The organism is Bacteroides sp. DH3716P (assembly GCF_025914115.1).
GTDB classification, from domain to species: domain Bacteria; phylum Bacteroidota; class Bacteroidia; order Bacteroidales; family Bacteroidaceae; genus Bacteroides; species Bacteroides ovatus.
The window spans coordinates 779,128-804,263 of the sequence record NZ_CP083673.1 but is presented as its reverse complement, the minus strand read 5'-3'; the positions used below and the strand labels follow the sequence as shown (position 1 = coordinate 804,263).

Here is a 25,136-nt window from a genome sequence, read left to right as displayed (position 1 = left end):
ACCGTTTTTCAACTTATGGCAGCCCAGTTAACATTCGTTTTCCGCAAGGCTTTAAGTTGCCGCCACAAGATTTCATTCTCGGGATTCTGTGCCGCAGGGTCTTGTTCCACAATACTTTCAGCTATGGCACGAACGTATTGCAACAGTTGCCCGTCGCGTACAATATCCGCAATCTTCAAATCGAAAGCGATGCCGCTTTGCTGCGTACCTTCAAGATCACCGGGGCCACGCAATTTCAAATCGGCCTCGGCTATTTCGAAACCATCATTAGTGCGTACCATGATTTCCAATCGTTTCCGGGTGTCCTCCGTCAACTTATAATTCGTCACCAGAATACAATAAGACTGTTCCGCTCCACGTCCTACCCGGCCACGCAACTGATGCAACTGCGAAAGCCCGAAACGTTCTGCATTTTCAATAATCATCACCGAAGCATTCGGGACGTTCACTCCGACTTCAATGACGGTAGTAGCCACCATGATCTGCGCTTTGCCCGAAACAAAAAGCTGCATTTGCTCATCCTTCTCGGCTGGTTTCATTTTGCCATGCACTTTACAAACCGTACATTTCGGAAACTCTTCCAGAACATGTTGATATCCTTCTTCAAGGTTCTTCAAATCAATCTTTTCGCTTTCTTTAATCAGCGGATAGACAATGTAGACCTGACGTCCTTCTTCAATTTGTTTGTGCACCGAACGGTACATACTTTCCCGGCGATTGTCGAATTGATGGATGGTAGTAATCGGTTTTCTTCCGGGTGGAAGTTCATCGATAACAGACACGTCCAAGTCACCGTACAAAGTCATCGCCAACGTACGGGGAATGGGAGTGGCAGTCATTACAAGCACATGCGGAGGTTGAACATTCTTACTCCAAAGACGGGCACGTTGCGCCACGCCAAAACGATGTTGTTCGTCAATCACAACGAAGCCTAAAGAAGAGAAATTGACAGTATCTTCAATAACGGCATGTGTTCCTATTAATATCTGCACATCTCCTGTCAGCAATCCGGCCAGAATTGCTTCTCTCCTTTTTCCTTTAATAGAACCTGTCAGTAGCTCAACACGAATGTCCATGCCAAAAAGCAGTTCTTTGATCGTTTCATAATGCTGGTTCGCCAAGATTTCGGTGGGTGCCATCATGCAAGCCTGATAACCGTTATCCAACGCCAACAACATACTCATCAAAGCAACCAGTGTTTTCCCGCTTCCTACATCTCCCTGCAAGAGGCGGTTCATCTGCCTGCCACTGCCGACATCGTTCCGTATTTCCTTCAATACCCGCTTCTGTGCACCTGTCAGTTGAAAAGGAAGATTCTTTGTATAAAATGTATTGAACACATCTCCCACTTTCTCAAAGATATATCCACGATATCTTTTTTGTCTATCTTTGGCATAGCGGAGGATATTCAGTTGAACATAAAACAGTTCTTCGAACTTAAGGCGATATTGCGCCCTGCGAAGCACATCGGGATTGGTCGGAAAGTGGATATTCCGGAGAGCTTCCGTCAAAGGCATCAGATGATATTCCGCCAGCAATTTGGAAGAAAGTGTTTCAGGCAGAGGCTCCTGTATTTGCTGAATCACCGTTGCCATCATCTTCTCAATCGCGTGAGAGTTGAGGAAACTGCGCTTCATCTTCTCTGTCGTATTATAATAAGGTTGCAATCCCACCGAAGAAAGTTTCAAATCTTCCGGCTTGTCTACATCGGGATGCGCCACATTGATACGTCCGTTGAAAACAGTCGGTTTGCCGAAGATGATATATTCCTCGTGCAGTTTATACTTACCTAAGATATACTTAATGCCTTGAAACCACACCAAATCCACGACTCCCGTACCATCCGAAAAGTGCGCCGTCAAACGACGTTGACGTCCTTCGCCAATGGTTTCGAAACCGAGAATTTCTCCTTTCAACTGGATATACGGCATATTGCCATCTATTTCGTGAATGTAATAGATGCGGCTCCGGTCAATATATTTATAAGGGAAATAATAAATTAAATCGTGCAAGGAGTAGATTTCCAACTCCTTATTTAATACAGCGGCTTTTTGAGGGCCTACACCGGAGATAAATTTTATGTCGCGTGTGGCTAAATCGAACATTTATAAAAGAGCACTCCCTACTTTTAAATCGAAAGGAGTCGTTATTTTTATATTTTCACGGTTACCTTCCGCCAGATACACAGGTATTCCCATTGCTTCGACAACGGAAGCGTCATCTGTAAAGAAGGGAGTAAATTCTTGTGCATAGGCTTGTTTCAACAACTCTACATCGAAAACCTGCGGTGTTTGCACCAGCTTGTAATCATTCCGGCTGACCGTTTCACTTCCGGCATCTGTCAGATGGCGAAGTGTCTCTACCACATCCACCACAGGAATCACTGCTTTCTGCACTTTTGCCAAGTCATAACAACGGCGAATCACTTCTACCGACACAAACGGACGTACTCCATCATGCACCCCTACCAGTCCCGGCTCCTGCACCAGTGCCAGACCGTTCTTTACAGAGTGAAAACGTGTTTCGCCTCCATCGGCAAGGGTATGTTCCACCGCAAAGCTGTGTTTTTGGCAAAGTTGCTTCCAAAAGTCCTGCTGTTCCCGTGGAAGCACTACTATGATTTGAAGTGTTTCGTCATATCTCCTGAATACTTTCAGGGTATGCATCAACACAGGTTTATCACCCATGGGAAGGAATTGTTTCGGGAGGTCACTTCCCATTCGCAAGCCCTTTCCACCGGCGACAATGATTACATATTTCTTCATGGACGGTTTAGCGTTTAACACACATCGCTTCTACCAGTTCGTCTACTTTTTCTTTACCTACCAACAGGTCAACGATTGTCAAAGCAAATTCCATGGCAGCACCCGGTCCCATACCGGTAATGATGTTTCCATCACGTACGACGGGTTCATTTACACATTCTGCACCATCCAGATATTGTTCAAAACTCGGATAACAGGTAGCTTTCTTTCCTTTCAGCAGTCCCAGTTTACCCAATACCATCGGAGCAGCACAAATGGCCGCAATAGGTTTACCTTTTGCGGCAAAATCAAGAATCAATTTACGCAACCCTTCGTGCTTGTCAAGTGTGGCAGCTCCCGGCATTCCTCCCGGTAACAACAACAGTTCAGCATCGAAGAAATCGCAATTCTCGAAGTTGATATCGCAAAGGACGGATACGTCATGTGCTCCCACTACAATTTCATCCGGTGTAACGGATACGATTTCTACATTAAGTCCGGCACGTCTCAACGTGTCAATAGCAGTAAAGGCTTCAATTTCTTCAAAACCATCTGCAAAAAAAGCGTATACAGTTCCCATAATCCTTTATATATTTGGTTAATGATACTATCTCAAGTTAAAATAATAGGTGATTGTCCCTGTCTGGTTATTCACCCCATCTATCGTATTAAAACGGGCTTTCTTCGCTGCGTCCTCCGCTGCCTTACGCAAAGTGGAATTTACCGTATTCGTTTGAGGGCTAATACTGGTCGATATCACTTGCCCTGCAGGATTCACGGTGATATTCACCACTACACGTCCTTCTTCCTGCACATTATATACAGGCTTCGGCAAACTGCCCGTACCTAAAGAACGTCCGCCAAGGTCAAATGTTCCATAACCTCCGGTTCCGGTCTTCGCTCCGGTAGAAGAGTTTCCCTCCTTGCTACCTTCGGTTCCCGTACCACTAGCCGCTGTTCCTTTATTTCCTGTCATTTGCGCTCCCTTTCCAAACGCACCGGACACCCTCTTTCTGGCAGCTTCTTCGGCAGCCTTACGTTCACGTTCCGCTTTTTCTTCTGCCAGCCGTTTCGCTTCCGCAGCTTTTTCGGCTTCCGTTTTCTCCGGCTTCTTCACCGGTTCTTTCGGCTTGACCACCTCTTTAGGTTTCACCGTTTCTTTTTTCGGTTCTTCCGTCTTAGGTTTCAGAGTTACTGTTTCCTCTTCAGTCTGCGTCAATAAATCCTGTTCCGAAGGAAGTTCCGGTGCTGTTTCCGCGGGTGCTGCCGCATCTTCATCCATGATATCCACGTCTACCAGAGAGGGATCATCGAAGCCACTCGCTGCGTCTACATTTCCCATCATTACAGGCACTCCGCCTGCATCTTCATCCGGTTGAGGGACAGTAAAGCTCACCAGAATCAAAAGAGCAATCACTGCCACATGCACCAACAGTGCACCCAGCGCTCCTATGTATTCACCCTTTTTTCTTCTGTCCATTGTTTCTTATTTATTTTCAGGCGGGCGTGTAGCCAACACCATCTTAAAATGATTCTCGTTTGCAATGTTCAATACCCTTACGATCTCACGGTAAGGTACCGATTCATCTGCATACAATGCCACGTACATTTCCGGCTCCTTCTCTGCGCAACTCTGCAAGAATGAAGTCAGATCGTTCAGCGCCACCGGCTGCTCTTTTTCATTGCCGAAAGCGGCATAGAAATTCAAGTCTTTATCGATAACCACTCTTGTCAGCGGTTTGGTCGAAGTCTGCTGCTTGCCTTGCGGCAACAGGACTTTGATAGCATTGGGCGACACCACCGTAGAGGTTATCATAAAGAATATCAGCAACAGGAAGATGACGTCCGTCATGGAAGCCATGCTAAAATTGGGCGATACTCTATTTCTTCTTTTTAATCCCATCAGCCTATTATTTTGCCGGCTCGTTCAACAAGTCCATGAACTCCATTGTACGAGACTCCATTTTATTTACCACACGGTCTACCAGCATCACCAGATAATTGTAGGCAAACATAGCAATGATACCGACAATCAGACCACCGACCGTAGTAATCATAGCTTCATAGATACCACCAGAAAGCAAAGTGATATCAATGTTTCCGCTTCCGGCATTCGCCATTTCGTAGAATGCACGTACCATACCGGTCACCGTACCGAGGAATCCGAGCATCGGAGCACCTCCGGAAATAGTTGCCATTACAGTCAATCCTTTTTCCAGCTTTGCCACTTCAATATTACCTACATTCTCAATAGCTACCTGTACATCGTTAATAGGACGTCCTAAACGGCTGATCCCTTTTTCTATCATACGTGCCGAAGGGGTGTTTATCGTACGGCAATAGTTAATAGCCGCTTTGATCTCACCGCTATGAATATAGTCTTTAATCCGCTCCATAAACATCGGGTCCTCTTTTCCTGCCTTACGAATCATGTAGTTACGTTCAAACAGGATATAGAAACAGACAACCGACAATACACCCAGCACAATCATAATCCATCCACCCTTGATAGCCATATCAAGCATGTTCATTTCAGGAGCATTCACCTCCGTCAATACGGGGTTGGCAGTAGCCAGCGAGTCGGCCATATTCATAGCCCCTTGGGCTAACAAGATCATTGCATTCATGAGCGTAGACAGTTTTTATATTCCTGAATGGTACGTTCGAGTCCCAGATACAACGCATCGCTAATCAACGCATGTCCGATGGAGACTTCATCCACCCAAGGAATGTTTTTATAGAAATAATTTAAATTAACCAGACTCAAGTCGTGTCCGGCGTTCAATCCGATACCCAGTTTACGGGCAGTCTTTGCGGCTTCGATAAAAGGAGCGATGGCAGCTTCCGGATTCTTCGGATAGTTCGTTGCGTATGGTTCGGTATACAGTTCGACACGATCCGCTCCCGCTTTTGCCGCATATTCCACCATTTCAGGATCGGCTGCCACAAAAACGGAAGTACGAATACCGGCGCTGTTAAACTGATCGAGCACTTCAGTCAGGAATTCCAGATTTGCTTTGGTGTCCCAACCGGAATTAGAAGTAATCTGTGAAGGATCGTCGGGAACCAAAGTTACTTGATGAGGTTTGACTTTCAACACCAGATCAATAAATTCCGGAGCGGGATAACCTTCGATATTAAATTCCGTGCGCAACAAAGGGCGCAAATCATATACATCTGAATGACGAATGTGGCGTTCATCGGGACGAGGATGAACAGTGATACCGTCTGCACCAAAAGATTCACAATCAAGCGCTACCTTTACTACATCGGGAACATTTCCTCCGCGAGCATTCCTTAGCGTAGCAATCTTGTTTATGTTTACACTTAATTTAGTCATAGTTCTACGTTATATTTGCCGCAAAAATACAAATATTATTATTAGTTGCCTAATAATACGAAACGCATTATGGGTTCTTTTTTGGTTATTTAAAGTAGAAATCCAAGAAAAAATGCCAAATTTGCATCCTGAACTAATGATATTGCTTATGAAATTCGCCATTTTCGGAAATACTTATCAGGCTAAAAAGTCTTCTCATGCTGTCACCTTGTTTAAACTTTTAAAGAAACAGGGAGCAGAGATTGGTATGTGCAGGGAATTTTATCAATTCCTAGTTTCTGAAAATATGGATATTAAAGCAGATCAATTATTTGATGGTGATGATTTTACTGCCGATATGGTAATCAGCATCGGAGGCGACGGAACATTTCTGAAAGCTGCCCGCCGCGTAGGAAGAAAAGGGATTCCTATTTTGGGAATTAACACAGGACGTTTAGGATTTCTGGCAGATATTTCGCCGGAGGAAATGGAGGAAACATTTGATGAAATCCAAAACGGCAGATATAGTGTGGAGGAACGGAGCGTACTTCAGTTGATCTGCAACGACAAACATCTCCAAGATTCTCCTTATGCCCTCAACGAAATAGCTATTCTCAAACGAGACAGCTCCTCAATGATTAGTATCCGGACAGCTATTAATGGCGCGTATCTGAATACTTATCAAGCTGACGGGTTAGTAATTGCCACTCCAACAGGTTCCACAGCCTACTCTTTGAGTGTAGGAGGCCCGATCATCGTCCCTCATTCCAACACTATTGCCATCACTCCGGTGGCTCCACATAGTCTCAACGTCCGCCCTATCGTTATTCGGGATGACTGGGAGATTACATTAGATGTAGAAAGCAGAAGTCACAACTTCCTCGTCGCCATCGACGGGAGGAGCGAGACTTGCAAAGAAACGACTCAACTAACCATCCGTCGGGCAGATTACAGCATAAAGGTAGTGAAACGTTTTAATCACATTTTTTTCGATACACTCCGCAGCAAAATGATGTGGGGAGCTGACGGAAGACGGTAAGCAGTTCACATTATGCAACCGTTATTCCTCATCACCCGATTCAACTATACGGTACTTAAAAATAGAACTTCTAAAAAAAGGGACATTCAAGTTGTTGGGAATGCAACAAATTGGGCATAGATTCCAACTAAAGAGAAAAAGGGCCGGGATTTACTATCTTCAGAAATTAGATTAACATGATTTCCCCTTATATTTACTCAATAAGATTAAAATTATACTGATTGCATTTACAAATCATTCTTTTATAGACAACAGTCCTTCATTTTATCAATTTCTCCTTATCTTTATTCGCATACAAACTAGAGAGAAAAACTGCTTCCAATCATTCCCATATGAGTTCCTCACCGAGAAAAGAGTTGTCCCTCACCGAAGAACTTATCCTTCCTCGGTGAGGGACATCTCGTTGATTTTAATCCAACGAAGGCTTCTACGATTAAAAAGCCGCATATTGTATGCAAATTCATGCTACATTCACCCTATTTTCTGTATATTATTGCAATTATTTATGCAGTTCTTTCCCCAGTTCATCCATAAAAGAACAGCTGTTACCCGAAGAAATATTAAAAACAGACCATCGGGTTAGTTAATATAGAAGAAAATTAAAATATCGGTAGAGAAAAATAATACCCCGATATTAATTTAATGTAAACGACTGCGAACCAATCAGGTTCCCGCCTTCAAAAATATCTACCCGGTAATTTCCGGCATATAGAAACTCTTCTACATCCCAAAACACATTGATATTCTGTTCTTCTCCGTTATACTCAATATACTTCTTAATTGAATAAACCAATGTACGGTTTTCATAAGGGAAAGTATTGGATGCACTCTTGGTCAGTACATCATTATCGGGTTTGGTAATACGTATATAGATGGTACGTTCACCGTTTTCAGCAGTTATATTCTTCACGATTGTGAAACTGATAGCCAATTTCACCACGTCTTTCACTTTCTTCGCCACTTTACCGCGTTTATTGCGTGGTTCGATACGAATATTAGTTGCATCGAGTTGTGCGGCTAACGTCACCTTCTTATCCAGATTTTTCTTTTCTTCGGAAAGGTTACTGATTTGTTGTGAAGCCTGATTATATTTTTGTGTTACTTCTGCAATGACCTGTTTCTGCTGTGCAGCCAGTTTATTTAGTGAATCAATCTGATTAATATAACCAACCATTACTTTACGTAAGGTAGCCAATTCTTTCTTTAAACGACGAATCTCTGTTGCATTCGAACTCTTCACAGTACGAAGTTCTTCTAATAGACGTTGGGTCTTTAACTGTTCCTGTTCTAACAATACTCCTAATGAGTCATTAGTAACCTTAAACTTCAATTCATCATATTCTTGCACAAAACGACTATATTCGTTTTCCAGATCTTCCTTATCCAATTGGAATTCCTGCACTAACTCCCGATTAGCTTTTTTTTCGGTAAACAATAAATAAGTAATACCAATAATAGCTATCACCAAGATAGCCACGGCCGCAATAAGAAGGCTTTTTTTACTCATAGTTTCAGTTGTGAATTGATAACGTGCGCAAAAGTAATCATTTCGCAACAGAAGTCAAGCAGAAAAGCAGAGAGTTTTTTGATAACCCTCTGCTAATCCATACAATTTTAACTTATTTGCTTGCTAACTTATTCAGTTCAGCAGGTGTTACTACTGTAACCAATAAACATCTTGCTACTTTTTCTTAAAAGAATGAAAGACAAGTCCCGGAATATTATTCGTTACTAGTTTAAGATCACCCATATTTAAATACAATGCATTCTTACATTGAGTCTGATATTGTTTTACCCCAATCTGTTCCACTATATTCTGTACAACCTCTTCACAAGGAGAATTTATTCCATCGGATAGGTTCCACAATTCTTCCACATTATCTTTGCGCTTAGTAACAAACCGAAATCCCCTTTTCTTTAGTTCCTGCACCAACTCTTCTTTCCCGATACGTGCATTCACATGTACGGTTTTATTCTCTAGGAGAACACCTTTTTCATAAACATCCACCACTTTCTGTATATCACGTTTTATCCTGTCGATCGTTGATACAGGAGGGACAAACTGCCAAAACAATAATGGAATATATCCTTGAGTCAACTCATACAAAGGTTGTGATATTAAATATTCATTTAAATAAGTCCCCTGTACGGAAACCTTTGTTTGCTCCCGATTCTTATACATAAAATACATACCCATATTTGCACCGAGATTATACATATCCATCATATCATGAGTAGCAATCAAAGAATAAACTTGTGCCGGAGTATGTTCACAAATACCTTTTGATATATTATCAATCTGCCTGTTGACAACACCGCTCTCCCAATCGGCCAAGTCCTTACCTTTTTCAAGAGATAACGTATTATAGTCCACGACATTTCTTGATATTGTTTTAATGTCATGCTCTGAACCGGATTGGGTATATAAAATATAAAGAGAGCCGTCTGCATACTCCTGACCATCCACTCCGGTTTTACTAAGTTTCCGACAATAAGATTCACTTTTCACGTTTTCCCCTATGCCTGCGATAATTACATTTTCTACTTCATGTTCTATTATAAACTTCCGATATTCATCAGGCAAAGCCAATAATTTTATCCAGGCAACTCCGACATCATCCATGGAAGCATCATATCCCAATGTCGCATAACAGGGTACTCCAGCTTGCGAGGAATATTCTAATATGGAAGAAACTTCTTTGGTAGAATTGACAGAAACCAAAAAATGTAATGGCAATACAGGAGCCTCCATAGCTGCAGAAAGATAAGGTACCGTCGGTACTCCCGTAGCTATTATCACAGTTTTAAGTTTCTTCGACTTACCCAAATACTCATTATATAAATCTACTGTATGCTGAACGGATTGTTGAAGGAAATCAGGTGTCCCCCATACCGGTTTGGGACCTCCTCCCGGACCAATCTGCCATGTATGGCTCACACCTGCCGTCAGATTAGCTAAAGATTTTTGGACAGCATATTCCGCACTCATCCCACCATCGAGCATAAACACATTCAAACCTTTATATTCCTCTTTAGCGATCTGATAGGTAGTCAACATTCCGGGAATTACCACCCTAAAATAAGAAGAATATGTCAACTGTCCCTCCTCTTTTTGATAAACACCTACGGCTGCAGGCGTAAATTCTGAAGGAACTTCCCAAACAAATGGTTCTCCACCAATCTCCGCAAGAACCGGTTCTCCTTTCTTGGAGAGATATTTCAGTATAATCGTTTTACCTTCTGACTTCCCATCAAAAGTAAACACAACCTTCTCCCCTTGTGAATAAACGAATTTATCCGTCAGCACACGAGCTCCAATCTCTCCTCCTGCCAATAGTGCAATGAAGAAAGTTACCATCAATTGTTTTATATTCATTTCGTTAGTTTAAATCTTAAATCCGATGTTATATCAATGTTCTACTAATCTCATATTTCCAACCTGTGCACAAATAGTACGAAGCTCCTCCAATGTCAGGTACTCCATCGACTTAACCGTATTCCGATACTTCTGCACTCCAATACGTTCAATTATATCATAAGCAAATTCTTCAGCCGAACCTATTTTATGATTAATGCGTCCCAAATACTCTTCCGTTTCTCCATCATCTTCCGGATTCCATTTATCTACACTCTGCCTAATTCTAATATTCTCCGAAGTGACACCTCTTGCTATCAGCTCGTCATAAAACTCATAGCGTCTCATATTAGAATTCAGATAAAAAGATCCCTCATACAGATGATCGACAACATCAGGAAAATACCCGGCAATAGCTGGCTTCAGATAACCATCAATACGTTCTACTGTAGAAGCCGCCGAATTAAATTGCCAATATAATAAAGGTACATATCCAACAAACGCTTCATATTGAGGGTGATTCGTAAGATACTCGTTAAAAATAACTCCATTCACAAAAGGTGCCTGCAACTTGCTTTGATTCTTTTTTATATATTGAAGCGTCAGGAAAGAAGATATATTGTACAAAGCCATCATATCATCAGTCTCAATCGTATAAGCTTTCACATTTGCCATCGCTTGCGCAGAGCCGGATATATTGGCTATCTGATCATCGACAATTCCACTTTCCCAATCAGAGATATATTGTCCTTCACCCAATTTTAACTGATTATAGTCATACAACCGATGTTTCAGTGCGTCAATATCGGCATCCGAACCAAAGTTAGTATACAATATATATAAAGAACCAGGCGCATATTCATCGGTAATTGTATTCTGCGTCAAAACCCTTCGGGAATAAGACTCTCCATGTCCTTCCTGACCTACTCCATAAATATAAACTTCTTCCACCTGATGATCTTTTATAAATTGCTTATATTCTTCCGGCAAATCCAATAATTTTATCCAGGCAACTCCCACTCCGGGCATAGAACCGTCATAACCCAATGTGGCATAAGAGGCATATCCATTTTGATTGGAATAATCGAGTATAGCTTGTACTTCAGAAGCAGAATTAGCCGATACCAGATAATGAATAGGTAAATAGGCTGCCCCCATCATTGTTGCAAAGTAAGAAACAGATGCGATCCCCGTTCCAACCACCACTCTCTTTATCTTTGTGGCAGCCCCGATCTCCGAATTGTAAAGCTCAACAGTTTTGCGAACGGAACGTTGCAAAAACTCCGGAGTAGGCGCAACCGGATAAGTACCACCCTGCGGAGCCTCCTCCATGGTGGCAGCCATTCCTTGATCGAAAGCAACCATCGTTTTTAACACACCGAACCCGGCACTCATATCTCCTATCTGACGATAAACAGGAAGTCCCTGATAATCTAACTTTTGAATATCGTAAGTCAACAGCGACTGCTCGTTGACAGCTCTGAAATATGTTCCGTCAATTGTAGTGGTTATCCCATCTTCAAAATCTAACAGGAACTTGACAGCACAAAAGGAAGAAGGCTTTAATGCAGCTGGAAGGGTATACAGTGTCCCGGCATCCACAGGAACAGATTGTCCCGGTTCTATTTGAATATGGGAAGCAACAGACTTTTCTGTCAATACACACCCTCCATCATCCAAGTTCTGAATCACCACTTTTACTTCACGAATATCCATCGGATAGTTCGTTTCATTTTTCAAGGTAAAAGAGCAATTTACAGGATCTCCCGGCCAATAGGCAACTTTATTTAATTTCACATCAGAGGCTTTAGCCATTGTTGTACGAAAGCCGTCATCAACAACTTCCGAATCTTTGCATCCGCTCATGATAGCCAATGCAGAAAAAGTGATGATTATACTTGAAATATAACTAATTATTCTCATTGTGTTTTTCTTTTAAAATTGAATCCTTGTATTTATTCATCAATAAAGTAGCAATCTCAACAGTATTACCAACCGGTTCGGAAGGATAACATTCATGTGACTTGACCCAGTCAATTTCAAACTGCGTCACTCTTTGATGAAAAGCATCAGCATTAAACGGCTGCTTGTTAGAAACAGAGCGAATAACTTCATCTATAAACATTTCCCAACGAGGCGCATAATATCCCGATACCAAACCTCCCCAAGTACGATTTGCATAATCGTTTAAACTTTGATCTTTATCTCCCCAGGTTGAAACGATAGTACGGGCATTTTCTTCGTAATAATTTTTAGAGGCTCCGTCTGTACCTAATGAACGGGCATCTTCAATCCATTTTCCCAGTAAAAAAGAAGATTGTGTACTTAATAAAGTATCAACATCACGCAGTAGTTGTTTCATTTCAGCTCCTTTTTGTTTTAATAGCGGTAATTGCTTCCGGGAATAAGCTTCCGCAAATTCATCGCGAAGCTTCCCGAAATAATTCCCCAGCACTTGCCTTCCTATATTAACAACATCATATTCATAAGCAGAATGTCGATGTTCTCCGGCTTTCAACAACATCTCCCATACCTCAAACAAAGTTTCATTGGAATACGCTACCGTAGACGTAGTCGTCCAATTGCCATTTCCTTTTAAACAAGGACGCGCATTCATCAATGTCCCCTGTCCCAAAGCAGCTGGTGCTGTATAAATACTGTCATAAAGCAATTTCCATGCCCGACGCATTTGTTGGTTTCTCAAGCCAATTCGCCTGTCTGCCAGTTGTTCTATCCATACAGAGTCCGGCAGATTACAATCCCATGCTTTACTGAAAACATATTCATACATGAAAGGATTTACATCAAACCCCTCCAAAGTAGAACCCAGTCCCGAAAAGTTTTCTCCACCATTGGTATATACATTTTCGATTCGTTTCCCCACTTCTTTGGTGTTTCCGGCAAGCATTGTATTTCCTCCGAAATTTCCTAAATAGCACCATAAATATGGTTGCCCGAAATACCGATCTGTCTGCTTCCAGACTTCAGTATTCTCACAATAATAGTCCAGTAGCAACAGTTTATCTTGAGGGACTGCTTTCAAGAAAGCTTCTACCCGTTCGTTTGTCCATAAATGTCGGTCAATATAGAATAACCATGTCATTTGTAACCAAGTAGCATCCGGATCGACATGCGTCATCGATTGATAAATATGCTTCGAGCAATTGGCTAAAAATTCCGGTTCCCAACTTGGAGGGGCTACTTCATTAAAAGGATCTGCCCCATAAATATGGTCTGTTCCGAACAACTTAGTTTGTTCTTCCAGAAACTCTTTCTGTATGGTTGCAAACAATGGGTCAAGCGGATCCAGAAAGTGGCTTCTGTATTTATCCTCGAAACCTCCCCAAGAGCTCATCCGGCTAATCTTAGCTTCCGGATAGATTCTTTTAAGTTCCGACGGTACATGTCCGGCAAATGCTGGAAGTATGGGGCGCATATTAAATTGACGTTCACGGGCTACGATTTGTTTCTGCAATGCTTCTTGTGTATCCAGCCATTCTTTAGGCAGAGGCCCCTGCCAATAATCCAAGTTAGACATACGATGCCAAGGCAAGTGAGCAGGCCCTGTGAAATAGTTCCGTATTTCCTCATCCGTCAATCCTAATTTCGTCCATACGCGATACCAGACAGATTCTTGTCCGGTGATTGCCAAAGGCATATTGATTCCATTTAAAGCCATCCAGTCTATCAACCGTTCCCAATCCTTCCATGTCCACCATGGCATTGTATAACCGAAGGTACAGTAATTAAGAAAGAATCGGTTCTTGCAACGGGCAGTCGAAGTTATTTTTGCCGGTGGCATGGGTAATACTTCCGGCATCTCCACCGTATCATTCACATACCAGGAAACAGAGGTAAGGCAGTAATGATTCAGATAATAGTTCAGCCCTACAGCCATCGAATTTGCGTTATTTCCCCGTATTCGTACTGTTCCTCCTTGCGCTTCTATTTCATACCAATCTTTATCAATCTTTTCCGATTGTTCAAAACTAAATTGGGAAGCATACTCCGGAAATAAACGTTCCACCATCTGTTGCATCGCTTTTTCATCTTCTGTACTTTCTTTGCAGGAAGAACACAATACGATCAACATCAGTAGAAATAAACATTTAATCTTACACATACTATTTATATTTTCATTTATATATTTCTTTAAAAAAACGAATGTATCCGATGTTACCCACTAGACACATTCGCTTGTCAAAGGGAGTAGTGTGATTACCGACCTAGTTGGTAATCGTCAGATGTGTAAGTCCCGCATCATCAAAATTCTTTTTAGTAAGCGGCACATCCGGTCCTATAATAACTGTGTTAAGTTTCTTCAGTTTCTTCAGAACTGTCAGGTCAACTTTCGGATTAATCGTTTTATCCACCGAGAAACCTTTACCCTTTATGATAGAAAGTGTTTCCAGATTAACAAAAGGTAAAATATCAACCAACGTTTGTATTTCTCCCTGAATCGTCAGTGATTTAAAGTTCTCTATATCCTGGCAAGCAGGCATACGGTCGGCAAATCCTATCAACCATGTGTCCCACCAATCGAAATATTCAAAACGTAAATCGGTAGTGGACCAGTCTTCGCCGATTGTAGGACCATATATCAATGCCCATTCACCGGATAATGATTTTTTAAATTCCGAATCATTGTAGAAAGGAACATTTTCCGGACGAGTGTTTGAGGCAGGTACATATTTATCCGTCAAAGATTTAGTCTGTATTTCAATCGTTTGTTCCGGACCGGCAACTCCTTTCGCCAGAAGTTGTACTTTGATTGTACTCTTTTGATTATGAGGTAAATTGGCAACGTATGAATAATCCGTAGGTTTAAATTTATCCATCACCTCTTCACCATCCCGATCCGTATAAGAAACCTTTATCTCGTCAACAACGGGAGGAAATGCCCACTGCAAAACAGCAGAAGTGGCACTACTTACTCCGACAGCGGCTTCAATCGGTAAGGAAGACAAATCAATATCTGCCGTATTAATCACAGTCTGTTCTGAATAATTCCAGTAATCTCCTGCTGATTCCGTACGTCCCAAAGCTCTTAGATAATATGTGCTGTTAGGGTTTAAGAACAGAGTCTCCGTAAATTCTCCCGACAATTCTGTCAAATTCTTCTTTATTCGTTTGTAAGTATGTGAACCGCTTTCGCTTTCATTCATAGCCGTACGTTGTCCGGGATATTGCTCTTTGCCATATACCAATCCTATTTCCTGATTCTTGGAGCGTTCGTCATTTACCTGATAAGTAAAAGTGACGTTCGCTGTAATGCCGTACAACACTTCCACCTTCTTAATTTTCAATGTTACGTTGGGGGTAACAATCAAGTCCATTTTCTTAAAACTACGAATATCACCATAAATGGTATCCAACTCAAAGAACGGTCCGTTCGCCCATACTTTATAGCGGGAAGGGTATACTTTGGTATTGCGATATGTTCCTTCAGGAAGTGTGTTATACTCCAAGGGAACCGCTACATTTCCATACTCCAGATCAAGTAACTTTAATTTAGCTCCATAATATTCGGTAGCCACCTTTTCACCGGTCAGCCTGTCAATAAAAGCGCCTTCGTAGCCACCGGTCAAGTCATCCACACGTTCGTCAAGTTCACACCCTGACAGATTCAGTGTTAACACTGCTAAAAGTAACAGTTTGATATTTATATATAATCTAGCTCTATTCATATTCTTTTCTTTTAGGGTTATCAATTCCAACCGTCATTCTGCACGATACCCGGGCTTTTGCTTAAAGGAAGCGGACAATAATAGTCTCTTTCCTCGAACCATTTCACTCTCGTAGCCAAATCCGGTGCTTCTACTTTCTCCAACGTATAATAAACGGAGGCAGGAGAAGTTGTTTCATCGATATGAAGAATGGGATAGAGAGCCTTCAACGTTTTATTGTGCATCTTTTCTTCCCCAATGCGCCAACGCTTCAAGTCCCAATAACGGAATCCTTCATACATCAAGTCTATCCGGCGTTCATGCCGTACAACCTCCAAGTCCATCGTTTTGGCAGGCAATCCTCCATGTATACTACGCAATAGGTCAAAAGCGACTTGGGCAACCGCTAAATAGTCATTCACTCCATAGGTTGAAAGCTCAACGGCAGCTTCAGCCAAATTTAAAATAACCTCGCCATACCGAATAACGACAGCATCCTGATCGTTTTCTTGTATAAGATAATCATCCAACCTCTTCACTCCATACAGTGTTTTTTTCAGAAAAAATCCCCAGTTAGTAGTTCCTGCGGCGGAAAGGTTCAAGAAGATACCATCTGCTCCACTTTTCATGTATTTTTCGTGACCGGGCACTTTCCCCGCTCCCATCCAATCTTCAGATTTTTCATAAGAATATTCTTCAGTAGTTCCATCTGTCCTTTTTACGAGTGTTTTCCGGTAAATAGAGAAACGTTCTCCCAAGAACTCTCCTCCCGGATAAATAACAGTGGCATCCAGACGTTTATCACGATTTGCAAAAAAATCTTCGGGATTATTCTTTGAAGCGGCATAATCCAATGGCTGAATCTTACCGTCTAATGTTTCAAATTGTTCGACAACATCTAAAGGAGGAACCATAAAGGCACAGTAACCGGCCCGTTTAATACGATAAGACTGATACCAGTAATCCTCATATACAGCCACTCCTGTCTTGGCAACATTAGCAAAACGGAAAATTATCTCATTATTATTTTCATCTTTTCCATTAAACAAATCGCCAAATTCAGTAGAGAGCGCATACTTACCATCATCAACGATTTCCTTTGCTGCTTTTGCCGCTTCCAATAAATATGTTTTCGCCATTTCTTTGCGGATTCCCTGGAAACTATTATTTGAAACTTTTCCATACTTAGCAATAGTCCCCGCATACAACATAGCCCTCGACTTCAACGCCAAAGCTGTATACCGATTGGCACGGTCACGATCTTCTGATGCAATACGCTGTACTTTCGGAAGCAATACAAGAGCCGAGTCCAAGTTATCTTTTATATAATCCCAGGATTTTTCCTCTGTAGAACGATTGTTGATGGAGCTTACATCATCCAACGGACTTGAATACAAAGGCACGCCCCCATATCGTTTCACCATCTCAAAATACAGATAAGCACGAATAAAATAAGCCTCACCGACTGTACTCAACACCCCTTCATTATCCGAATTCTTATAAGTGGCGATAAACTTATTAACAATGTTGATTGTCTTATAATTCCATACCGCCTCAAATATTTCACCTTTGCTTTGAGAAAAGACTCCTCCAAAAACAGTACCCGGAGTGTTATTTCTCATAACCCCATTCTCGTACGTAATATTGCTCGCTCCATCATCGGTAAAAGCATCCAGATGATGTTGCCTGTACGACATTGCTCCGTCACCGATACAATGGATTGATTTACGTAATTCCGCATAATTGGATAAGAACTGTGCTTCTGCCAGTTCGGGATATTTGGCAATGTCCTCTTCACTAAGAATGGTTTTCGAATCGACAGTAAGCCAATCGCTACATCCACAGCACAAGCTCAATGCCAATACCATATATATGATAGATTTTACTTTCATAACCTGTTAGAATTTAAGATTTATACCTACATTAAATGACATGATTTGCGGATAGCTGGCAAACGAATACTGACTTTCAAGCTGTTCCGGATCAAAGAATTTCTGTGAGGAGAAGGTCAGGCAGTTATAAAGATTCGCATAAATCCTCAACTGTTTGATATTAGCTTTCTGGGTAATTCGTTGTGGCAAAGTATATCCCAACTCCACGTTTTTCAGACGAATGTAACTTCCATTCCACATCCAAAAATTAGAACTTAGACGATTGATCGTTACTGATGTAAAATCTCGGACTGCCGGAAAATACCCGGGTATCCATTCAGAATTCGGATCAGTATAATCGGCACGATGCCAACGATCGCCAAAATATTCCCAAGTGTTCAAGTTAGTAGCTCCTTCCTGGAAAGCATCCATATCGAAAGCACCGATCTGGAAGTCCGACAATGCCCCTCCCTGCCAGAACATGGAGAAATCAACTCCCTTCCAGGAAAGTCCCAGATTAATACCATATACCAACTCCGGATAAGCATTTCTTCCGATAGGACGTTGATCATAATTGTCAATATAGCCATCGCCATTCCAGTCTTCATACTTTAAGTCACCCGGCAATATGGCACTGTTATTATTCGAATTATTATGCATGGGTGCATTGGCTATTTCTCCATACGACTGATAACGTCCAATACAGTTATATCCCCAACGTACGTTATTCCAATGTCCTTCAGTGTTCCATTTCCATTCGTCATAACCGCTTGTAAATCTTCCGTGCTCAATGTTCCCTTTCCGGGTTCTGGACCACGACATGTTTCCTCCGACAAAATAGTTGACTTCTCCTATTTTATATTGATGATTCAATGAGAACTCAAAACCGCGGGTGTTGTCATGGTCTAAGTTATACCAAGTAGCCAATGCTCCTGCATTATCATTGGCCTTTTGTGCCGGAAGTCCCTTACGCTGACGATAGAACACATCTGCCGATCCGCTAAGCAAGCCATTCCACAACTTAAAATCAACACCCGCATTTATCATTGACGAGGTAGCCCATGTAAAATCCGGATTAGGATTCAAGGTGGGATTTAATCCATAAATGGTGCGGTCACCAAAATTCATCGGAGTACCCGGATATTGATATCCGCTTTGAAAATAGTATTGCTCATTATTAGCATAATATTGACTGGCAGCCGACAAGTCACCCAATTCTCCCCAGGAGGCACGAATTTTAAACTCATTCAAAACTTTCTTCAACGGGTTCATAAACTCTTCGTTTGTCAGCATCCATCCTACAGAGGCAGAGGGAAAGAAACCCCACTTATCGGCAAAATACTGGGCACCATCATATCGGAAGTTGAAATCGACAAAATACTTGGAACGATAATCATAAGAGAAACGACCGATGAAAGAAGCCGTCCTGTATTTACGGAAAACTTCACTATTTGTCACTTGTTTATTGGCAATTCCACCCGCCATCATATCCAACACAGTAGAAGGAAATTCTCCACGAGACGTAACAGTAGAACGGTTTTCCGCATCCGAGAATTCAAAGACCAGTCCGCTGTTTATATTATGATTCCCGAACGAGCGGATATAATTGATAAAACCTTGTCCGGTTATATTATAGGAAAAACCATCTTCCAAACTCAAACTTGCTTTATTGGCATTAGAGGCGGAAGCACTCTCATAATATTCCTGCGCATCCTCCCGATAGCCCATATAAACGATATTCATATTCCAGTTCTTATTCCACGAATCAGATTGCGTATATCCCATTGTAGCCTTCAAAGAAAGCCCCTCTACAAAGGGAACCTTATACTCTAAAGAAAAATCCACATTCAGATTCTTGGCTATTTTCTTGGAATATCCGGATGCCTCTTTATCCGCCAATGCCATCGGATTCACCGTACCTTCCCCACCAAATGCATAATAGTCGTCATGCCCCGGCCACTTTACCGGAATATTCGGAGCCATATCTTTCATTTTGCGGGCTATCTCATACGAAGCGGATCTCGGATAATTCAGACTGTTAATGACAGCTCCCACTCCGACAGATAACTTCAAGTTTTTCAGTATATCCGCATCCAAATTACTACGGAAATTGAAACGATTCTTATCAGTAGAATTTGTTGACCAAATACCTCCCTGATATAAATAGCCGGCTGAAATAAAATAACTGACTTTATCTGTGCCTCCCGAAATATTGATATTGGACTGGGTGATGGGAGCGTTCTTTATCATTTCCTCATACCAATTGGTATTATAAGCATAGTCACGTGTAGCCATATCAGCGGGAGTAATTACCGCGTTCTTATCATTAATTAATTTCATATTAGCATAATATTCACCGACTAATGTCTGCCACAGCGAGGTTGATGCAGGCTGTGGATAGTTATGAGGCATTTGCAATCCGAAGCGCGTATTGATATCCAATGTCGTCGGTTTGTTTTTTCCTCCTCTTTTAGTCGTTACAAGAATAACTCCATTTGCTCCCTGCATCCCATAAACAGCGGCAGCCGATGCATCTTTCAATACGGAAACGGACTCAATTTCGGAAGGATCGATATCACTGTAATTTCTTCCCGGAATACCATCTACTACCACCAAAGCAGAACCAAAACCGCGAATTTTCAAATCGGCACCATCTGAACCCGGTTCAGCACTAGTCTGACGGGAAAAGACTCCGGACACACGCCCTGTCAACGCATTCTCCAGATTGGGGACTGTGGACTTGACTAATTCCTGATTGTTTATAGTCGAGACGGAACTGATTAATTTCTCACGTGTACGGGTCGTATATCCTACCACAACCACTTCATCAATTGTTTTTGTATCTTCAACCAACACCACTTCTGACAGCTTATTCATTTCTTTTGCCGAATAAGTCACAGGAGCGAAACCTATATAGGAGAAAATAATCTTCGAATCATCCGAAGGCACATGAATGGAATAAGCTCCATTAAGATCACTGACGGTCCCGATATTAGTACCTTGCACTACAATACTAACTCCGGGCAACGGTTCACGAGACTGGTCGAATACCACTCCTTTTACAATAGAGCTTTGACCTTCTTTCTTCGTTTTTTCCTGCAATACTTTCTTTTTAATAGTTATCTGTTTTTTATTAATGCTATAGGCAAGCTCCATGTTAGCAAAAACTTTATCCAGAATTTGCTCTACTGTCATGTTTTTGAAACGTGCAGGAACCTTCACATCCTTATCTATCAATACGTCATAGTAGAAAAAGACATAATCACTCTTTTCTTCTATCTTCTTAAAAAGTTCCATTAGTCCCAACTCTTTATAGTCCAAAGTAATTGTTTTCTTCTGGGCATACAATTCAGTAGGAAAAGCGGATAGCAGAAACACACCCAATGCTAGAAAAAAGCATATAAAGGGCCTTCTCACACTTAGGCAAGTGTGATTCTTTTTTTGATGTTTTTCATTCATCTGTTTAAGAATTAAAATTATACTTCAATATTTTAAGGCTATTCTATTACGAATAAAACTGGCTGGTATCCTTTCCCTCTCAAAAGGATAAATTAGAGTATGGTTTTTCACATATTAATCATAGGCTATTTTTTCTTTATTGTTACTTTATAAACATTGTTTTCCTTACTTATTACCACAGGAGCCGTTTCTGTGATAGTATTCAATATCTGTTCGATCGTATCGTCCAAATTCAGTTTTCCGCTACAAGTGATTTGTTGTTGTTTATCATAATCAATTCTTACGTTATAGTATCTGGACAGTTGTTTGAGTATTCCGCCAAGCTCTGTGTTTTTAAACGATAATCGTCCCTCCTTCCACGACACATAATCCTCCACATTCACTTTATCTACCACATATTTATCAGTGGATTGCCTGAACCGGTCATTGGGTAAAATACGTACAGATTCTCCATTAGATGCTGTTACCTCCACTTTACCTGTAACCAGCACAACACTTTTCTCTACATCTTCCCGATAAGCCGAAACATTGAAAGAAGTTCCCAACACTTTTACTCCCATATCCGACGTCTTAATAATAAAAGGTTTCTCCGGATTAGGAGTCACGTCAATATATATTTCTCCATCTACATATATTTCACGCTTCTTATCCTCAAAATGTGTTGGATATAGAAGCACCGTTCCTGCATTCGCCCATATTTTCGTACCATCGCAAAGAGTGACACGGGCACGTTTGCCATACGAAACAACTAATTTATTAAATTCCCCTTCACCAGCATCTGTCATCATTTGATCGTAAGCCAAATCCGGATTACCTTCAAAAGTTTCTTTCAACTGATCGTCAACAAAAAGCTGCGTTTTACCACTCATAAACACAGAGTCATTCACTTGCAACAAAGCTAGATAATCAATTGCCGGAGCACTTTTCCAAATAACCTCTACCGAAACAAACAGGATAAGAATAGCTGCCGCAACTGAAGCGCTCCACCATCTCATCTTATACAATCGATGTTTACGTTGAGACATTTTCCGATTTTGAATGGCTTGTTCCAGTTTCAAACAAGCATTATCCACTTCTTTTGGGGGTAAAACCGGCTTTTCCCACTTCAACGCCGCCAGTCTCTCCATCGCTTCTTTTAAATACGGCTCACGATCGGGACAATCGGCAATGATTTTTCGATAATAATCTCCTTCTCCGGAATAATACCAGAAAAGAAATAAATCATCGTTCAAAAAATCGGCTGTAGTATATGATGAATATTCTTTCATTATTTATTTCAATTAAAGACCTGTTTACTATATATACGAGATTCGTATGCCTTTCATCTCCTTTTTTCCTCAAAAAAATAAATAAAAAAGCAGAGAGGTATAGGTTTACGCTCCCCACCTTCCGTATACAATACTCTTTTTCAATTATTTAAAGACAGAAACGCCATGCAGGTATAAGATAAGAAAAAACAGAAAATAATCTTTTGAATCCAGTTTTCTTAATTTCTCCATCGCTTTAAAGACTTGTCCGCGCACCGTTTGAATTTTCATATCCAGCATTACCGCAATCTCTTCATAAGGCATTTCCTCTATAAAATGTAAATAGACTATTTCCCGCTGATGATCTGTCAGCAAATCAAGAATTCTATTCACCCTTTTTTTCAGTAATAAGTCTTCTTCATCAGAAATAAAGCTTTCTTCAACGGATACGGATAATTTAAAACTCCTTTCCTCTTCTTCTATAGAAGATGTATCTTTCTTTGTACGCTCCCAATCAATCAGCTGATTCCTAACCGAACGCAACAAATAAAATTTTATTTTCTTCTCATCAATACACAGGCGCTCATTGAAATACAATTTTAGATATACTTCTTGAATTGCATCTTTCACATCTTCGGTATTGAACCCCAAACTCACTCCATAAGCATACAAATCTTGATAGTAGAATTTGTAAAGTGCAATAAATTGCATATCCCCTTCCTGAACAGATTGATGATTTGATTCCCAGAACTTCATTTTGATATTTTCGATATTTTCAGCAGTTCATTAAACTTTCAATTAACAGATTGGCACAAAGATAATAAGCTTTCGGACTTTATTCGTTCATTATTTAAAAAACTTGCCAGGTTCCCTGCCACTTTAACTGGTATCTTCTTTTTCCATACAAAAATGAATCAAGCATACGGTTGAAAGGTATTGCCAAAAATTCTCCATCAAGATACTATCGTTATTTCTTTCTCTGCCTAATATTATTAATCTCATTGCTTATTATTACTTCGTTCCACTATAGTTACTCTTGCGTTCAACTATAGTTATCCGTAAGGGACACTATAGTTATTCTTGCGGAACACTATAGTGGAACGAAATAATAGTAGCGAACGAAGTAACTCCGAATAGACAAGCAATTATAAAAAAATAGCTGAATGAATCATTTGCCATAATAGTACATTCTTACGCAGCTACATTCTGTATATAACCATGCAAAAAACAGCTTCTTCCACCCAAACTTTTTATCATACCTATATATTATCGGGAACTTCGACCTTTAACTAAAATTATTACGGAAAAATTTCTTTAATTAGGATTATCGTTGTAATTTTGTCGCGCTAAAAGATAAAACAAATTATCAACTTTTTAAATATATAGTATTATGTCAAAAGTAACCGTAGTAGGCGCAGGTAACGTAGGTGCTACATGTGCAAATGTACTTGCTTTTAATGAAGTAGCAGACGAAGTAGTAATGCTGGACGTTAAAGAAGGCGTTTCAGAAGGTAAAGCAATGGATATGATGCAGACAGCTCAATTGTTGGGTTTCGACACTACATTGGTAGGCTGCACGAACGACTATGCTCAAACTGCTAACTCTGACGTTGTTGTGATTACTTCAGGTATTCCTCGTAAACCGGGTATGACTCGTGAAGAACTGATCGGTGTGAACGCTGGTATCGTTAAATCGGTAGCAGAAAACCTGTTGAAATATTCTCCTAACGCTATCATCGTTGTTATCTCCAACCCAATGGATACAATGACTTATTTGGCATTGAAAGCTCTGGGCTTGCCGAAAAACCGTGTGATCGGTATGGGTGGTGCTCTGGATAGCTCTCGTTTCAAATATTTCTTGTCTCAAGCTATCGGTTGCAACGCTAACGAAGTAGAAGGTATGGTTATCGGTGGTCACGGTGATACTACGATGATTCCTTTGACTCGTTTCGCTACTTACAAAGGTATGCCTGTAGCTAATTTCATCTCTGCAGAGAAATTGGAAGAAGTTGCTGCTGCTACTATGGTAGGTGGTGCTACGCTGACTAAATTGCTAGGTACTTCTGCATGGTATGCACCGGGTGCAGCAGGAGCATTCGTAGTTGAATCTATCCTTCACGACCAAAAGAAGATGGTTCCTTGTTCTGTATTATTGGAAGGTGAATACGGCGAATCAGATCTTTGCATCGGTGTTCCTGTAATCCTTGGCAAGAACGGTATCGAAAAGATCGTTGAACTGAACCTGAACGAAGACGAAAAAGCTAAGTTCGCAGCTAGCGCAAAAGCTGTTCACGGAACTAACGCTGCTTTGAAAGAAGTAGGTGCTCTGTAATTAAAATCCCCTTACTTTATATATCAAGAAAGGCTGTTCCTCGCCATGAGGAATAGCCTTCTTTCTTTTCAACAGAATCCATCCCCACTATATTTCTAAAAAAA

The 25,136-nt window shown here is 41.0% G+C and carries 18 protein-coding genes; 2 read left to right on the top strand and 16 right to left on the bottom strand.

Annotated elements, in window-relative coordinates; genetic code table 11:
* Positions 1-8: 8 nt before the first annotated feature.
* The 7 genes from recG to KQP79_RS02715 are packed head-to-tail and all read right to left on the bottom strand — an operon-like array spanning position 9 to position 6,084.
* Positions 9-2,105, bottom strand: a complete 2,097-nt coding sequence (gene recG, locus KQP79_RS02745; RefSeq protein ID WP_234120516.1) for an ATP-dependent DNA helicase RecG — start codon at positions 2,103-2,105, stop codon at positions 9-11.
* Positions 2,106-2,765 carry a 2-C-methyl-D-erythritol 4-phosphate cytidylyltransferase gene (locus KQP79_RS02740; protein WP_008776715.1) on the bottom strand — a complete coding sequence of 220 codons (660 nt, stop codon included), beginning with the start codon at positions 2,763-2,765 and terminating at the stop codon, positions 2,106-2,108.
* A gap of 7 nt (positions 2,766-2,772) precedes the next feature.
* Entirely contained in the window at positions 2,773-3,324 is a 552-nt protein-coding gene (locus KQP79_RS02735) for a DJ-1 family glyoxalase III (RefSeq protein ID WP_008020485.1), read from the bottom strand.
* A gap of 27 nt (positions 3,325-3,351) precedes the next feature.
* Positions 3,352-4,224 carry a cell envelope integrity protein TolA gene (locus KQP79_RS02730; RefSeq protein WP_008020484.1) on the bottom strand — a complete coding sequence of 291 codons (873 nt, stop codon included), beginning with the start codon at positions 4,222-4,224 and terminating at the stop codon, positions 3,352-3,354.
* A gap of 6 nt (positions 4,225-4,230) precedes the next feature.
* Complete coding sequence (locus KQP79_RS02725; RefSeq protein WP_008776714.1) at positions 4,231-4,647, bottom strand: ExbD/TolR family protein; 417 nt, start codon at positions 4,645-4,647, stop codon at positions 4,231-4,233.
* A gap of 7 nt (positions 4,648-4,654) precedes the next feature.
* Positions 4,655-5,371 carry a MotA/TolQ/ExbB proton channel family protein gene (locus KQP79_RS02720; RefSeq protein ID WP_004307838.1) on the bottom strand — a complete coding sequence of 239 codons (717 nt, stop codon included), beginning with the start codon at positions 5,369-5,371 and terminating at the stop codon, positions 4,655-4,657.
* A complete protein-coding gene (locus KQP79_RS02715; protein ID WP_149944361.1) occupies positions 5,368-6,084 on the bottom strand; it encodes a pyridoxine 5'-phosphate synthase in 717 nt (238 codons plus the stop codon). The genes KQP79_RS02720 and KQP79_RS02715 overlap by 4 nt, the downstream gene beginning before the upstream one ends.
* A 148-nt stretch (positions 6,085-6,232) precedes the next feature.
* Here KQP79_RS02715 and KQP79_RS02710 point away from each other — a divergent pair, with 148 nt between their 5' ends.
* Complete coding sequence (locus KQP79_RS02710) at positions 6,233-7,102, top strand: NAD kinase (RefSeq protein WP_004307836.1); 870 nt, start codon at positions 6,233-6,235, stop codon at positions 7,100-7,102.
* A 634-nt stretch (positions 7,103-7,736) separates the two neighbouring features.
* On the opposite strand, the gene KQP79_RS02705 is transcribed toward KQP79_RS02710, so the two are convergent.
* The 9 genes from KQP79_RS02705 to KQP79_RS02665 form a co-directional block, all read right to left on the bottom strand.
* Positions 7,737-8,609, bottom strand: coding sequence for a hypothetical protein (locus tag KQP79_RS02705; protein WP_004315464.1), 873 nt, complete (start codon positions 8,607-8,609; stop codon positions 7,737-7,739).
* A 174-nt stretch (positions 8,610-8,783) separates the two neighbouring features.
* Positions 8,784-10,478, bottom strand: coding sequence for a hypothetical protein (locus KQP79_RS02700; RefSeq protein WP_234120514.1), 1,695 nt, complete (start codon positions 10,476-10,478; stop codon positions 8,784-8,786).
* A 33-nt stretch (positions 10,479-10,511) separates the two neighbouring features.
* Positions 10,512-12,380 carry a hypothetical protein gene (locus tag KQP79_RS02695; RefSeq protein ID WP_055235504.1) on the bottom strand — a complete coding sequence of 623 codons (1,869 nt, stop codon included), beginning with the start codon at positions 12,378-12,380 and terminating at the stop codon, positions 10,512-10,514.
* A complete protein-coding gene (locus KQP79_RS02690; protein WP_234120512.1) occupies positions 12,367-14,580 on the bottom strand; it encodes an alpha-N-acetylglucosaminidase in 2,214 nt (737 codons plus the stop codon). The genes KQP79_RS02695 and KQP79_RS02690 overlap by 14 nt, the downstream gene beginning before the upstream one ends.
* 103 nt (positions 14,581-14,683) lie before the next feature.
* Positions 14,684-16,144: a DUF3823 domain-containing protein gene (locus tag KQP79_RS02685; protein ID WP_032849656.1), complete on the bottom strand. Its 1,461-nt coding sequence runs from the start codon at positions 16,142-16,144 to the stop codon at positions 14,684-14,686.
* Positions 16,145-16,164: 20 nt separating this feature from the next.
* Entirely contained in the window at positions 16,165-18,015 is a 1,851-nt protein-coding gene (locus KQP79_RS02680) for a RagB/SusD family nutrient uptake outer membrane protein (protein WP_008776707.1), read from the bottom strand.
* Positions 18,016-18,021: 6 nt separating this feature from the next.
* The gene (locus KQP79_RS02675; protein ID WP_234120510.1) at positions 18,022-21,291 is read right to left on the bottom strand and encodes a TonB-dependent receptor; all 3,270 of its coding nucleotides are present in this window, start codon (positions 21,289-21,291) and stop codon (positions 18,022-18,024) included.
* 287 nt (positions 21,292-21,578) lie between these two features.
* A complete protein-coding gene (locus tag KQP79_RS02670) occupies positions 21,579-22,721 on the bottom strand; it encodes a FecR family protein (RefSeq protein ID WP_015532299.1) in 1,143 nt (380 codons plus the stop codon).
* Positions 22,722-22,865: 144 nt separating this feature from the next.
* Entirely contained in the window at positions 22,866-23,456 is a 591-nt protein-coding gene (locus tag KQP79_RS02665; RefSeq protein ID WP_004297236.1) for an RNA polymerase sigma factor, read from the bottom strand.
* A 634-nt stretch (positions 23,457-24,090) separates the two neighbouring features.
* Between KQP79_RS02665 and mdh the strand changes: the two genes are divergently transcribed.
* Positions 24,091-25,032 carry a malate dehydrogenase gene (gene mdh, locus KQP79_RS02660; RefSeq protein ID WP_004297234.1) on the top strand — a complete coding sequence of 314 codons (942 nt, stop codon included), beginning with the start codon at positions 24,091-24,093 and terminating at the stop codon, positions 25,030-25,032.
* Positions 25,033-25,136: the final 104 nt, after the last annotated feature.